Here is a 13,635-nt window from a genome sequence, read left to right as displayed (position 1 = left end):
CGTACGGTGAGTGGTGTTCAGCCGTGTGCACTACCGATCTGCGGCGCCGGGGCGGGCCCCGGCCCTGCCGCCCGCCGCGCGGGCGGGGGCCACCGCCGGGCGGGCCGGGGGCGCCGGGGCCCAAGCCCGCTGGCGTCAGGGGGCGTTGACGGCCGCAACGGGCCGGGGAGGGGGCCCTCCCGGCGGACCGGAGCGCGTGCGGGCAGGGACCGGGGCAACCGCGCTCGGGCAGGGGGCGGGGCGGGCGCGGGCGCCCCCGTCCGCATGCCGGGGGGCGTGGTGCGGGCGGCGCCGGAGCGGGCCCCGGCCCTGCCGCCCGCCGCGCGGGCAGGGACCACCGCCGGGCGGGCCGGGGGCGCCGGGGGCCCAAGCCCGCTGCGGTCAGGGGGCGTTGACGGCCGCAGCGGGCCGGGGAGGGTGCCCTGCCGGCGGGCCGGAGGGCGTCCGCCGAGGCCGCCGGCCGCATCTGGCGGGGAAGGCCGCCCATCCCGGTCGCGGAGTCGTCCCCGCTCACCGCGGCCGCGGCCATCGAAGCCAGGCCGGCTCATCCGCGCGGGCGCCGGGTGCGGGCGGGGCCGCGCACGGAGGGCTCCCGTCCGGATCCGCCGCCCGGTGGCGGCGCCCGGCGGCGGGGCCGCGGCGGGCGCCGGGGACCGGCCGCGGCCAGGGGGAGGCCGCGCAGCCCCTCCCCCGGTGGGCCGGTGGGGACCGCCCGGCCGGCCCCCGGGCGGGGCGTGGGAGGGCGCGGCGGCGCGAGCGCGGGGCATCCGGCCGCGGGAAGGGGCGGGCCGGGGGCGCCGCCGGCGGGGCGGGGCGCCGGGGGCGGGCGGGGGGTGCGGGGCTGCCGGGCGGCTGCCCCGGCAGGCCGGCGGGCGCGGCGCGGGGTGGGGTGGGGGTCAGAGGATGTGGATGGAGGATTCGGCGTGGCGGCGGGCCAGTTGCAGGGTCTGGCGGCTTTCGTGGCCGAGCTGGGCGCGGATGCGCGAGCGGGCGTCGGCCAGGGTGGCGCCGGCGCCCAGGACCTGCTCGATGCTCTCCTCGCAGAGGATGACGTGGTGCTGGGCGACGACGGTGACGCCGTGTTCGTCGGGCAGGACCGACCATTCGCCGCAGTGCGCGTTCAGCAGCGGGCGCGGGGAGGTCGCCTTGTGCACGATGCGCCCGGCGTGCGGGAAGCAGATCCGCAGGCCGGATTCGCTGTGGCGGCCGGTGCCGTCGGCGGCGGCCAGGTCCAGGGTGACCTGCTGGATGCCCGCGTGGGGTTCGCGCAGGGCGATGCCGCGCACGTGCGGGAGGCGGCCGGGCCAGCGGGCCGCGTCGTACAGGACGTGGTAGACGAGTTCGGGGGGCCCCTGCACGCGCAGGGTCTCGGCGAAGGACAGCGTCAGCTGGTCCAGGCGGTGCCACCGTTCGGCCAGGAACTGCAGGCCCTGCAGGGCCGAGCGGCTGCCGGCGGCGGTGAGCTCGGCGAGCCGCTCGCCGTCCTGGGGGCGCCCGGGGGCGGTGGTGAACTCGTGCTCCACGCTCAGCCGGCAGCGGCCGGCGGCCCGCTCCGTGACCTGCCAGCGCCCGGCCATGGAGGTGGCGGGCTCCATGAGCAGGTCCTGGCGGAAGGAGATGCAGCGGCCCGCGAGGTCCTGCAGGCGCTCGGAGGTCCAGGAGATGACCTGGTCCTGGGCCAGCGCCCACACCCGCAGCCGTTCGTGGACGCCGTCGAAGGCCAGCCGCTGGGCGTAGACGTTGCGCGGCAGATACAGCGGCCAGCGTTCGGGGTCGGCGATCAGCGCGTAGACGACGCCGGCGGGCGCGGCCACCTCGATGGTGTGGGCCAGGTGGTGGACGCGCTGCCCGGACACCGGGCCTCCTCTCCTGCAACCGGCGCACGGCGCCTGGGGGCGACGGGCCCCCGGCCGGAGCGGCGGTGGTGGCGATCCCCCGATTCTCCCGCGAGTCTTGCCCGCCGCGCTCGACGCACGCCCGCAGACGGCTCGAGCCCGCCCGGACCCCGGCCCCAGGGCCGGGCCAGCCCAGACCCGGGGCCGGGCCCAGACCCGGGCCCAGGGCCGGGTCCGGGTCCGGGCTGAGTCCCGGGCCGGGCTGGGTCCGGGTCCGGGCTGAGTCCCGGGCCGGGGCCGGGGCCGGGGCCGGGTGTCCGGGTGCGGCGGCGGGCGCCCGGCCGGGCCGGCTCAGGCGGCGTAGAGGTCGAACGTCGAGCCGCGCCGCGGCCCGGCCACCACATCCAGCTGCGGGTCGACGGCCAGCATCGCCTGGTGCAGGCGCTGGACCTGCGGGGAGGGCTCCACCCCCAGGCCCTCGATCATGCGGATGCGCAGCCTGCGGTAGATCTCCAGGGCCGAGGCCTGGCGCCCCGAACGGTAGAGCGCCACCATCGCCTGCGAGTGCAGCCCCTCGTGCTGGGGATAGCGGGCGGTCAGCTCGGTCAGCTCGGCGATCAGCTCGGAGTGCCGGCCCAGACGCAGATCGGCGTCGATCCGCCGCTCCACGGTGCCCAGACGGGACTCCTCCAGACGCATGACCTCGATCTCCAGGATCGGCCCGACCCGCACATCGACCAGCGCGGGCCCGCGCCACAGCGCCAGCGCCCGGCAGAACCGGTCGGCGGCGGTGGCATCGTCACCGGTCTCAAAGGCCGCACGGCCCTCGGTGGCCAGCCGCTCGTACTGGTGCACATCCACACTCTCGGCCGGTATCTGCATGAGATACCCGCCGTGCCGGGTGGCCAGGACCTCCTTGGCACTGCCGGGGGCATCGGGACCCAGCGCGGTGCCCAGATGCCGGCGCAGCTGCAGGATGTAGGTCTGCAACGTGGTCAGCGCGCTCTGCGGGGGCTCGGTGCCCCAGAGCTCCTCCATGAGCGTGGGAACGGGCATCACCCGTCCGGGGTAGAGGGCAAAAAGGGACAGAATCTGCCGCGGCTTGCTGGCCGTCGGAACAATCGATCCCCCGTTGACCTCGGCGCTCAACGGACCCAGAACCTGAATCTTCATGGGTTTCCTCCGAAACGTCGTCGAGTTCCTGTCATGACGGCAGTACGCCGCGGGCGGTGCATGGATACGTGAGGCCATCTCCTTGTCCTGGATCCAACAAACCAGAGCCAGAGCCCGGCACCCCGGGCCCGGCACCCCGGGCCCAAAGGGCCGGCCCCCGCCGGGAGGCCCGCCCGCCCCGGCCCGGGACGAGTGAGAGAACGGATGAGAAGGCGGACGAGGAAGCGGACGAGGCGGCGGAGGAGGAGGCAGGTGAGGGGGCGGGTGAGGGGGCGTCAGGCGGCGTGCCCCGCCCGCACGTTAGGCGCATCAGGCCAGGGGCGCGTGGGCTGGAGTGAAGTCCACACGACGGGCGGGGAAACGTTGTCCGCCACCACCCCACCCCACCCCGGCAGGGGGCCCGCCGCACACCGCACACCGCCCACCGGCCGCCGGGAGCCCGCCCCGGACCGGCCCCCCAGGGGGCCGCCGCGCGGCGGCCGGGACCACAGCACCCGCACGCAGGCCGCACGGCAGACCGACGACGACGGACAGGAAACGGCGGACCGGCGACGGCGGACCGGCGACCGGGACACGGGGCACGGGCACAGGGCCGGGGGCACGGGGGCGGGGCTAGCCGGTGGGGGCCAGGTGCTCCCCGCCGGGCGCCGCCAGCGGGGCCGCGACGTCGAGGCCGGCACCCAGGATGGAACGCTGCAGCCGCCGCAGCCGCGCCGAGGGCTCCAGCCCCAGCTCCCGCACCAGGGTGGCCCGCAGCCGCTGATAGACATCCAGCGCCTCACCGCGCCGCCCCGACCGGTGCAGCGCCAGCATGAACTGGGCGTGCAGACTCTCATGCGTACGGTAGCCGTTGACCAGCACGGTCAGCTCGGCCAGCAGCTCACGGTGCCGGCCCAGCCGCAGATCCGCCTCGATCCGCCGGTCCAGCGCACACAGCCGGCTCTCCTCCAGCCGCTTGATCTCCATCCGCAGCTGCGGACCCGCCTGCACATCGGCGAACGCGGTACCCGACCACAACGCCAGCGCCTCCCGCAACTGCCGCGCCGCCCCCGCCCAATCCCCGCCGTCCATCGCCCGGTACCCCGCCCCCGCCAGCCGCTCGAACCTGCGCACATCACTGGACCCCCCACCGGCCGCCAGCAGATACCCGCCCGGCATCGTCACCAGCACATCCTTGGCCCGCACCCGCCCCCCACCCCCCACACCAGCAACACCGGCGGCCGCACCGGGGACGGCCGCACCGGGGCCAGTGCCGGCGTCCAGGGCGGCGGCGATCAGCTCCCGCAGCTGCAGCACATAGGTCTGCAGAGTGGTCCGGGCACTGCGCGGCGGCGCCGTGCCCCACAGCTCCTCGCTCAGCACCGACACCGGGACCATCCGGCCGGCCTGCAACGCCAGCAGGGCCAGCACCTGCCGCGGCTTGGGAGCCGTGGGAACGAGCGACCGGCCCCCCTCCCGCACCGCCAGCGCGCCGAGTACCTCGATGTCCACAGCGTCCCCCTGAAGGTGGTTGATGCCGCTCCCACGGGGAGGCGATCCCCCCTACCGCAGCCAGATTCAATTAGATTCCCCCACCCCTGTCAATAGAAAACCGCGTAGCTGGTTTCTAGCCGCCCCCGACCCGCCCTCCGCCACCCCACCCGCCCCCCTCAAGCCCCCCTCGAGGACACCGCAGACCACCCGGCCCACCCCACCCGCCCCCAGCCCACCACCCCGGCCGCCCCCGACCCGCCCGGACCGGCCCCCCACCAAAACAGCCAACACCCGCTGTTTCCACCGAACACCCCCCACCCCAAACCCCACAACCAAACCAACAACAACACGACACCAACACCACAAACACCACAGACGGAACCGACGAAGCGAAAGACAAGAGACGAGGCGAGGCGGGACGAGAGACGGGACGAGGCGAGAGGCAGGGCGGGCGAGAGGCGGGGCGGGACGGGGAGAGAGACAGGGGGCAGGGCGGGACGGGGCGAGAGACACACACGACCGAACGAGGGGCCACCAGGACGGACAGACCACAGGACGGATAAGACAAGGCAGGCCCGAGGGACGAGGCGGAGCGAGGGACCAGGCAGGCCGAGAGGCGAGGGGCGCGGCAGGCCCGAACGGACAGGACGGAACACCAGGGAGGAACACCGGACACCCCAACACCAGCGACACCAGCGACACCGGCCACACCCCGCAGCAAGAAGACAGCAGGGCGGGGCACATCACCTCACCGGAGCAGACACCCAGGACACACCCGAGAACAACAAGAACACCCCCAGAGGAGCGGGACCCGAGCCCCCCAGAGGCCCGGACAAGAAGACCCCCGGAGGCCCGGACGAGAAGACCCCCAGACCCAGGACAAAAGAGCACCACAGCCCGAGACAGGAGGACCAAAGCCGGAGCCAGGACCGGAACCAGGGCAGGGGCCGGAGCCGGAGCCCGGACCGGAGCCGGAGCCGGAGCCCAGGACAGGAGAGCGCCGCCGGGGCAGGAGGACCCCGGGGCAGGAAAGGCCGGGAGCACACAAGCCACCCGGAACACCCCAACCAGCCCAAACACCCACCGCATCCAGGAAACCCGAAGCGACCGAAAACACCCCGAGGCATCCCGAGGCGACCCGAGACGGCCCGGCCGACCGAGAAATTCCAGCCGACCAAGGCACACAAGACATTCGGACCGACCAGAGCACACAAAGCGACCGGAATGTCGGGTGCGACCGGGCTGCTCGAAGCGCCCGGAGCAACCGGGGAGTTCAAGGTGTTCGGACCGACCACTCCGGCAGACGGACGGACCGACCGGGACTCCGACAGGCGCACAGACAGGGCGGGACGTGCGGGGCCGCAGGCACGAGCGGGCGCCGGGCAGCCCCGGGACACGCACCGCATCCCCGCGCTCCAAACCGCTCGTCCGGTTTATTCTTCGGAAGCTGCCGCCGGGCCGCCGGACACCTGCGGCGGGTTTCGGTCACCGCCCCCGGACCGGCGGAGCCAGAACGGAACCCCCATCTTTCGGCCAACATGACGCCACTGCCCGCCAGTTCACGCCCGAGCGACCCGCCGAGGTGACCCACCCCACGGGCACCGACCCCGGGCAAACGGAATACGTCACACCCCTACCGCTGGGACAACCCGACCCGTCACTCCTCTAGATATCAAACCGCCAAGTTGGTTTTATACGGTGACCGGAAACCATTCCCGACGGGAGCCACCAGTGAGCAAGCAGGAACGGGCCACCCGGACCCGCACGGCACTCATCCTCTCGGCCGCACGCCTGTTCGAACGCTACGGCTACGTCAAAGCCAGCCTCGACGAGATCAGCTCAGGCGCAGGCGTCAGCCGCGGCGCCCTGCACTTCCACTTCGAAAGCAAAGCCGCCCTCGCCGACGCCGTCGAGCACACCGCCGCCACCACCCTCCACCACACCGCCCACAACCTCCCCCACCACACCAACCCCATCCAAACCCTCATCGACCTCTCCCACCGCATGATCCACCTCCTCCACCACGACATCACCGTCCGCGCCGGATTCCGCCTCAACACCGACACCAGCCCCCGCACCCCCCTCAACCTCCGCCACCAATGGCACACCTGCATCCACCACCACGTCACCCAAGCCGCCCACCAGCACTCCCTCGCCCCCCACATCTCCCCCGACGCCCTCACCAACATCATCGTCGCCACCACCACCGGCCTCGAAACCCTCGCCCGCACCAACCCCACCTGGCTCACCCCCACCCCCCTCACCCACTTCTGGCAACTCCTCCTCCCCACCATCACCAACCCACCCACCAACCCCCACACCAACCCACACCCCACACCCACACCCACCCCCACACCACCCACCAGCACAGAAACAGGAACAGGAACAGAAACAGGAACACCACCAGAGACCAAAACCAGACCAACAACCAACTCCACACCCCACACCCACAGACCGGGGCCGGACACCAAAACAAAGACAAAAACAAAAACCGGCACAACAGACGCCAGGCCACACACAAAAAACCGACCCAAAAAAACAGCAAGCACCCTCTGATCACACCACCTCCCAAATACAACAACCGGAAGCCCGGGGCGATCCGAGTGCACCTCGCACGCTTCCGGTTCAGATGTGTCTTCAAGGTCGCGGGCCGTAGGGCGTCGAGCCGCATGACGATGGCCTTGCCGTGGAAATGGAGTACCAGCAGGGTGTTCGCGGTGGCCGACATCGGAGTGCGCTGTCGGTAGAAGGAGTCGATGTCCACAACCACGGCAGCCACCAGCAGTTCGGCCTGGCGCTCGCCCAGCACCGCTCCGCATCGCCCATCGATCGAAGCCTTCGCCTGGTCGAACGAGCCGCGGAACCGCTTCGCAGGCTGTTAGGAGCCCAACACGCAAGCCAGCAGCCGGGAATGCCCCGCCTCGCGGTAGGGGCGGCCCTTCCCGCCCGCGCCCCTGACCGGCCCCTGCCAGCCGCACTCGTCCTGCGCTTGTTGCTCGTGCTCACGCAGGTTCAGGTGGCCTGGAGCAGCAGTCGCGGCGTCTCGCGTCCGCGGATCTCGATCGTCTCTTCTAGCTCGTGGTGAGCCGTCGCGGTCGTCTGTGCTGTGGCCAACGCGCCTTTCAGGCATTCGAAGGCCCCTTGTCGCCCCTGCTGTCGCCCCGGCGAATGCCTCGATGGCGTCCGAGGCGTCGTACGGTTCCATCGCGCTCTTCACTCCGCACCTCAAGTCTGGCCGGTTACCTCCGAATTTAGAGAGAAGAGCCTTGAACGTTCCGCAGGTTCGAGGGCTGAGACCACCCCAGTCACGGTCTCCCGAGCCACCCGCAGCCGGCGCCACCCTCACGGCAGCCCGGGCGACGAATGGTCGGCACGGCGACGAGCGGAAATTTACCGCGCGGTCCCGTTCAGCGGCACCCGCCGTGCCACCACCTTGCGGTAGTTGATGCGCTAGCCCTGATCAGTAAGCACCAGGGTGTCTTCGTAGGTGACGCTGCCGCTCGTCCCGTCCACATTTACTCCGATGCCCTTGGAACGGGCATGCACCTGACCATCCGCCCCCTCAGTAAGAACGGTATTGGTCACGTGATGCCCCGCAGGATTCCCATCTCCCATAGCGATCGCTGCCGCCCGGATGGCCTCCACCCCCCTCAAAGGCTCCAGTCCGAAGTCCGTGACGTCGTAGAGCACTGCGTCGGTGAACAACTCATCGAACCGGTTCAGCTCTCCCTCGTCGCAGAAGTGACCATGCATCGAGATCAACTCGCATATGGCGGCGCGGTCATCGACTTTCAGGGCCACAGAAGTCCTCGCGGAGGTCGGGGAAACTCATGGTGACGACCCGGGCGAAGAACCCGGTCACACCGGGCCCGACGCTATGCGCCGGCCCCGCCACGCGCCGCTACATTCGCAGACCACCAGCTCAGGCCCTCCCCGCGAGCGAGCCGCTCCCTGAGGGAAACAACCCCACTCCCGGCACAGCAGCCGCCACCGCACGTTCTACCGCGCCGCGTTCGCCTTGACCCAGTCATCGACGGTGACCACATCCGCCCACTGCGGGAACAACCGCTCCACAAGCACCCGGTGCACCTCCGGATCCGTATCCAGACAAGCATCGGAAAGAACAGTGAGGCCGAAGTCCATATCGTTCGCCTGGCACAGGGTCGACAGCACCACAGCACTCGTCGCAATGCCGGTAAGCACGAGACTGTCGATACCTCGCGCCCGCAGCACCAGATCGAGATCACTGCCCCAGAACGCGCTCGCGCGCCTCTTGGTGACCACCACATCGCCCGGCCGGGGCGCCACGTCAGGGTGGATTTCAGTGCCGGGAGCGCCCTCTACGTAGAGGCCGTCCTGCGCGATGGCAGCCAGAGCCCTGTTACGCATACCAACCTCCGGGAAACCAGGACGCAGCCCAATGACCACGTAGATCACGGAGACGCCGGCTCCTCGGGCACTGTCAATCGCCCTTCGCAGGCGCGACACGTAACCGGAACCATCGTCAACAATGTCCACGATGGCCTGCTGAACGTCCATCACAAGAAGAGCACTGCCCATAACGCCTCCAAAAGCCAAACCAACCCAAGGAATTCAAGCAGCCACATGTCCACACCCGGAACGAGTCCGGACACAAGCACAACCAGGACGCCTCACCAAGCAAAACCCGACAACACATTAGGCGAGGTCAATCAGACAGACGCAAGTACCGAACAGGCTAGACAGGCTAGGCGCATCGGAGACATAGAGTGCCGTGGACAGCCTCGACACCCACCGCAAGCGGCGCTGCATGGAAGCCGTCCACAGCGGCGCGGTCGGTCGCGGCGAATGCGATGTGCAGCTCACGGGCAGGCGCAGGGTCGGTCGCCTGGACCAGCCACAACGGGTGGTCCGTGACCCCGAAGCTGATGTTCTCGCCGAACTGCTTCTTCCGCTCGCCACCTGGCGGATCCAGTACGGCGTCGCAGAAGGCGGCGTCGGCCGCGATGCCATGCGCTTGGATAGCGAAATGATCAAGCATGCATCACCTCTCCGCCATCACACGGCAGTTGTCGCGCCACTTGTAGCGGAGGGTGCAGCGGTGACGACGGGCGCGGCCACTGGTGATCGCCGTGAGTGAAGGCAGAGGATCAGACGGAGACCGAAGGTCACGGCGTTGGCCTTGCTCGTCAGGGCGAGGGGTTCGAGGGGCTGATGGCGCGGATAGCCGGGCGTTTTCGCATGTTTTGAACTCCGGTGCCAGGTGGGGGGAGTTCGCTCGGGGGCTGTCCGCGGGCACCGGCACACAAGGCCCGCGCCGATACGACGGCTGGGCCGCCGTCGACCTGATCCCCACCCACTCGGCGGGCACCTGCCAGTTGCTGATCCGCTGCCACCGCACCACCGGCGAGGTGGCCTACTACCGCTGCTTCAGCCCACGGCGAGTGGCGCTGCCCGTACTGGTCCGCGTTGCCGGAGCCCGACGAGATACGGCGAATGTCCGCCCCACCCGCCGCGCCCCCGACCGGCCAACGCGACCATCGCCCGCGCTGGTCCCTTCGATGTCGTCAACGCCAGGCCCGCGCTCGCGCCCTCCACTACCGCCGACGCGAGGCCACAACGTGAAGGTCCACCCATACAGATGGAGTATTAATTGACCGGCCTCAGAAGCAACCGACCAAAGCCAGTGCGGCCTGAGGGGCCCCTCAGGCCGCCGTTAGCGCCGCCAGGGCGCGGTCCATCGCGGCGTTGAACTCCTCCGGCGTCAGCGGCAGCCGGGACTTGACGTCCCGACTCCACTGGTCGGCGAGGACCTCGGCGGAGCCCGCCTCGACACCGTCGAGCGCCGCGTCGGCCAGGTCCGACGGCGCGATCTTGTCCACGGGCCAGCCCGCGGCCATGTCGGTGTCGGCCAGGCCGAGGTGCACGGCTGTCACCAGCGTGCCCTGCTCGGCGAGCTCCAGGCGGACGCCGTTGGTCATGGCCCAGGCGGCGGCCTTGGTCAGGTGGTAGGCGTTGGCGCCCCTGCCCCCGAACCACGACATGGCGGAGAGGATGTTGACGATCGCGCCCCCGCCGTTCCCGGCGAGCGCCGGCGCGAACTCCCGGACCATTCCCAGGTGGCCGAACACGTTGGTTTCCAGCTCGTGCCGCACCGCGTCCAGCGAACCGGTCACCAGGTCGGTCCCCGTCTGAATCCCCGCGTTGTTGATGAGCAGCGAGACGTCCGGGGCGGCCTCGGCGGCTGCCCTCACGGATGTGGGATCAGCGATGTCGAGGGGCAGCACCTCGACCCCGGGCAGGTCCACGGTCTCCGGCCGACGGGCCGTCGCGTAGACCTTGCGGGCGCCACGTTCGAGCAGGCGTTGGGCGAAGGCGCGGCCCAGGCCGCGGTTGGCTCCGGTGACAAGGGCAACTGAGTTGTTGATGTCCATGCCCGGTACGCTAAAACCTGACGTTGACGTCAGAGGCAAGTGGTGGCCGTCAGGGCCATCAGGACCGCGGTGAGAGGAACCACCATGACCGTCACAGAAGCCGCGGCCGAGCGGCTGATCCGGATCGGCGAGGTGGCACGGGGTGCCGACGTCTCGGTACGCGCCGTGCGCTACTACGAGGAGCAGGGGCTGCTCACCGCGGAACGTAGCCCATCCGGCCAGCGCCTCTACCGGAAGGACGCCATCCCCCTGGTCCGCTTTTTCCAGCAGATGTTCGCCGCCGGCCTGAGCAGCCGAAGGATCACGGAACTTCTTCCGTGCTGGGACTCCGGGCACACCGACGCCGAGCAACGAGCCATGCTGCGCGCCGAGCGTGACCGCATCCAGGCCAAGGTCGACGACCTGCAGGCCGCCCTGGACCGCCTCGACGAGGTCATCGCGATCACGGACACGCACCCGTAGGCGCGGTCGGTCGGAGGGGGGCACCACATCGGAACGCCTACGAGGGGGGGCGGGGAGATCGTCGCGACGAGGCCGGTGACCGGGACATGATTCGAACTCTTCGGTAGGCCCCACAGTCCGTCCGTCATCCTTCAGCTCAGCACGTCTCCACGATCTCCACGTCTATACGTCAATACGTGTAGACGTCAGCTCGTCAGTTCGGTGGGCGCCGACCGTCGTTGGTTGTCGTTGGCCGTGCCCTCACCACAGGAAGTGACATAGCGGACCAGAACTGGCTGCAGCACCGCGAGCAGCAGACATGCGAGCGCCATCGCACTCCACAGCCCGGCTGGCCCGGCACGCTCGAGCAGTTGCGTCCCGACGAGAGGTGCTGCGATCCCCGCTACGCCCCAACTGGTGCCGTATACAGCCAGATAGCGCCCCGCCGCGCCCGCCGGGGCCAGCCCGGCGACCACCGCGTACACGCGGCCCATCAAGAGTAGATCGCCCACACTCCACACCACGGTTGCCCCCATGTAGCCGGCCAGATCGTGAGCGAGTGCGTATCAACCCAACCCTGATGCCAGCAGCAAATACCCGGCAACGAAGGCAGCGGGCGCCGAGAGCGTGTTCAGTCGGCTGCAGCGCATCAGCGGTTGGCCTGCGCAGATGGTGAGCGCGGAGGCACTGAACAACAGCCCGGCGTCGGCGGGCTGTTGGCCCTGATGGTGCATGGCGATCGGCAGTGTGATCATGATCTGGAGGTAGATCACGGCGAACAGTGTCCCTGTGGCGAGCAGGAACAGCAGGGAACGGTCGCGCCACGGGGCGACAGCGGCCGACTGCTCGGGGTCGAGCGGCGGGGGCGTGCGGTGGTCGGCGGGCAGGACCAAGTGCACGGCGAGCGCGCAGAGCAGGCAGGTGAGGGCGTCCGCGGCGAAAAGCCAGCGCAGGTCCCAGTGGCCCAAGCCTGCCGCGAGGAGCCCGGCGCCCATGCCCGCCGCGGCCAGGGCCGCGTTCAACAGGCCGTAGGCGCGCACGTGTTCAGTGGGCGCCACCACGTCAGCGATCACGGCCTGGCTCGGCGGTTCGTAGAGCTCGAAGACCAGCCCCAGCAGGACTGCGCAGCAGATGACCCCTGCCAGGCTGTCGACCGCGGCGAGCCCCAGCTGCGCCGCCGCGCAGCCCGTCAGGCCCGCCACGATCGTGCGGCGTCGGCCGATCCGGTCGGCCAGGCGTCCACCGATCAGGCGTGAGGGAATCGTGGCCAGGCCGAAGGCAGCGCTGACGCCACCGGCGACGGCGGGGTCGGCCCCGAAGTCGGTCGTGATGAGCGCGGTGAGGAACGGCATCGAGAACGCGCCGAGCCGGTTGACCGCCCGCGCCGGGATCAGCAGCCGCACCGCGCGCGGCAACCGTCCGCTGCCCTGCATACAGCCCCCACCCGTGACCAGCCCTGCGCCCTGTAACCAGCCACCGTGACTAGCCACCGCGACCAGTCACCGTGACTAGCCACCGCGACCAGTCACCGTGACTAGCCACCGCGACCAGTCACCGCGACCAGTCACCGTGACCAGCGAATCAGATAATGTCGGTGACGCCTGGACGCTAAGTCCCGAAGGAGTGACCAGTCAAGTGATGTTCGATGGTCACGTGCTGACGCTGCTCGATGCGGCTGTCTCGCTCGTGAATGCGCTGACCGACGGTTCTCGGCAAGGGCGCCCCTACGCCGCCCCAAGCGGCGCTCAGCTCCCCCGGGCCGTCCACGAGGCGCTGCCCCTCGCAGAGGCCCGTGATGCCGCCGTCGACCCGGAACACGCGGTCTACCTCGCGCGGACAGCCCAGCGATTGAGGGCAGTATTCGACGCCGTCGACGACGGCCGCACCAACGACGCGGCAGACCTCGTGAACGCCCTGCTGCGCACCACCGGCGCCCGCCCGCAACTCGACCGCGTCGACGGTGAACCCTGGCAGGTCCACTTCCACGGCACCACGGACACTCTCGCCGAAGGCTGGAGCGCAGGATGCGCCACCGCGTTGGCCTTGGCCATCGGCAGCAACCTCGCCGGCCGCCTCGGCGTCTGCACAGCACCGCAGTGCGACCGCGTCTACGTCGACAACTCCCGTAACGCCGTCCGCCACTTCTGCTCGAACGCATGCCGCAACCGCGTCAAAGCCGCGGCCTTCCGCGCACGCAACAGCACACCGAACTGAGGTCGATCAGTACCGCCAGCTCGGGCAGGGCGAAGTGGGGCAGGGCGGGGGTACGGCTGGCTCACCAGCTAACAACCCGCCAGCTA

The 13,635-nt window shown here is 70.5% G+C and carries 12 protein-coding genes and 1 pseudogene; 5 read left to right on the top strand and 8 right to left on the bottom strand.

Annotated elements, in window-relative coordinates:
• Positions 1–896: 896 nt before the first annotated feature.
• From ABZ953_RS34570 to ABZ953_RS34560, 3 genes are all read right to left on the bottom strand, one after another.
• Positions 897–1,856, bottom strand: a complete 960-nt coding sequence (locus tag ABZ953_RS34570) for an SRPBCC family protein (protein WP_361732607.1) — start codon at positions 1,854–1,856, stop codon at positions 897–899.
• A 330-nt stretch (positions 1,857–2,186) separates the two neighbouring features.
• Positions 2,187–3,008 carry an AfsR/SARP family transcriptional regulator gene (locus ABZ953_RS34565; protein ID WP_361732605.1) on the bottom strand — a complete coding sequence of 274 codons (822 nt, stop codon included), beginning with the start codon at positions 3,006–3,008 and terminating at the stop codon, positions 2,187–2,189.
• Between the two features lie 612 nt (positions 3,009–3,620).
• The gene (locus ABZ953_RS34560; protein ID WP_361732603.1) at positions 3,621–4,499 is read right to left on the bottom strand and encodes an AfsR/SARP family transcriptional regulator; all 879 of its coding nucleotides are present in this window, start codon (positions 4,497–4,499) and stop codon (positions 3,621–3,623) included.
• A 1,713-nt stretch (positions 4,500–6,212) separates the two neighbouring features.
• Between ABZ953_RS34560 and ABZ953_RS34555 the strand changes: the two genes are divergently transcribed.
• Complete coding sequence (locus ABZ953_RS34555) at positions 6,213–7,037, top strand: ScbR family autoregulator-binding transcription factor (protein WP_361732601.1); 825 nt, start codon at positions 6,213–6,215, stop codon at positions 7,035–7,037.
• A gap of 894 nt (positions 7,038–7,931) precedes the next feature.
• Here the strand turns inward: ABZ953_RS34555 and ABZ953_RS34550 are convergent.
• Together ABZ953_RS34550 and ABZ953_RS34545 are read right to left on the bottom strand one after the other, a co-directional pair.
• Positions 7,932–8,282, bottom strand: a complete 351-nt coding sequence (locus ABZ953_RS34550) for a nuclear transport factor 2 family protein (RefSeq protein WP_361732599.1) — start codon at positions 8,280–8,282, stop codon at positions 7,932–7,934.
• A 198-nt stretch (positions 8,283–8,480) separates the two neighbouring features.
• Complete coding sequence (locus tag ABZ953_RS34545) at positions 8,481–9,041, bottom strand: isochorismatase family cysteine hydrolase (RefSeq protein WP_361732597.1); 561 nt, start codon at positions 9,039–9,041, stop codon at positions 8,481–8,483.
• Between the two features lie 193 nt (positions 9,042–9,234).
• Here ABZ953_RS34545 and ABZ953_RS34540 point away from each other — a divergent pair, with 193 nt between their 5' ends.
• Positions 9,235–9,600 (top strand): hypothetical protein, encoded by a 366-nt coding sequence (locus ABZ953_RS34540; RefSeq protein ID WP_361732595.1) that lies wholly within the window; start codon positions 9,235–9,237, stop codon positions 9,598–9,600.
• Positions 9,601–9,739: 139 nt separating this feature from the next.
• Positions 9,740–9,943: pseudogene (locus ABZ953_RS34535) on the top strand (IS701 family transposase); the annotation flags it as partial.
• A 222-nt stretch (positions 9,944–10,165) separates the two neighbouring features.
• Here the strand turns inward: ABZ953_RS34535 and ABZ953_RS34530 are convergent.
• The gene (locus ABZ953_RS34530; RefSeq protein WP_361732593.1) at positions 10,166–10,894 is read right to left on the bottom strand and encodes an SDR family oxidoreductase; all 729 of its coding nucleotides are present in this window, start codon (positions 10,892–10,894) and stop codon (positions 10,166–10,168) included.
• An 84-nt stretch (positions 10,895–10,978) separates the two neighbouring features.
• Between ABZ953_RS34530 and ABZ953_RS34525 the strand changes: the two genes are divergently transcribed.
• Entirely contained in the window at positions 10,979–11,356 is a 378-nt protein-coding gene (locus tag ABZ953_RS34525; RefSeq protein ID WP_361732591.1) for a MerR family DNA-binding transcriptional regulator, read from the top strand.
• A 185-nt stretch (positions 11,357–11,541) separates the two neighbouring features.
• Here ABZ953_RS34525 and ABZ953_RS34520 read toward each other — a convergent pair whose 3' ends face one another.
• Positions 11,542–11,871 carry a hypothetical protein gene (locus tag ABZ953_RS34520; RefSeq protein WP_361732589.1) on the bottom strand — a complete coding sequence of 110 codons (330 nt, stop codon included), beginning with the start codon at positions 11,869–11,871 and terminating at the stop codon, positions 11,542–11,544.
• 30 nt (positions 11,872–11,901) lie between these two features.
• Positions 11,902–12,768 (bottom strand): MFS transporter, encoded by an 867-nt coding sequence (locus ABZ953_RS34515; protein ID WP_361732587.1) that lies wholly within the window; start codon positions 12,766–12,768, stop codon positions 11,902–11,904.
• Positions 12,769–12,973: 205 nt separating this feature from the next.
• Here ABZ953_RS34515 and ABZ953_RS34510 point away from each other — a divergent pair, with 205 nt between their 5' ends.
• Positions 12,974–13,549, top strand: a complete 576-nt coding sequence (locus tag ABZ953_RS34510; protein WP_361732585.1) for a CGNR zinc finger domain-containing protein — start codon at positions 12,974–12,976, stop codon at positions 13,547–13,549.
• Positions 13,550–13,635: the final 86 nt, after the last annotated feature.

It is taken from the genome of Streptomyces sp. NPDC046465, from assembly GCF_040646035.1.
GTDB lineage: Bacteria > Actinomycetota > Actinomycetes > Streptomycetales > Streptomycetaceae > Streptomyces.
This window is presented reverse-complemented; position numbering and strand designations above follow the sequence as displayed.

Bases quoted from the DNA above. Each gene is read 5' to 3' on its own strand.
- ABZ953_RS34565 (WP_361732605.1), bottom strand. From the start codon at position 3,008: ATGAAGATTCAGGTTCTGGGTCCGTTGAGCGCCGAGGTCAACGGGGGA.
- ABZ953_RS34545 (WP_361732597.1), bottom strand. From the start codon at position 9,041: ATGGGCAGTGCTCTTCTTGTGATGGACGTTCAGCAGGCCATCGTGGAC.
- ABZ953_RS34530 (WP_361732593.1), bottom strand. From the start codon at position 10,894: ATGGACATCAACAACTCAGTTGCCCTTGTCACCGGAGCCAACCGCGGC.
- ABZ953_RS34525 (WP_361732591.1), top strand. From the start codon at position 10,979: ATGACCGTCACAGAAGCCGCGGCCGAGCGGCTGATCCGGATCGGCGAG.
- ABZ953_RS34520 (WP_361732589.1), bottom strand. From the start codon at position 11,871: ATGGGGGCAACCGTGGTGTGGAGTGTGGGCGATCTACTCTTGATGGGC.
- ABZ953_RS34515 (WP_361732587.1), bottom strand. From the start codon at position 12,768: ATGCAGGGCAGCGGACGGTTGCCGCGCGCGGTGCGGCTGCTGATCCCG.
- ABZ953_RS34510 (WP_361732585.1), top strand. From the start codon at position 12,974: ATGTTCGATGGTCACGTGCTGACGCTGCTCGATGCGGCTGTCTCGCTC.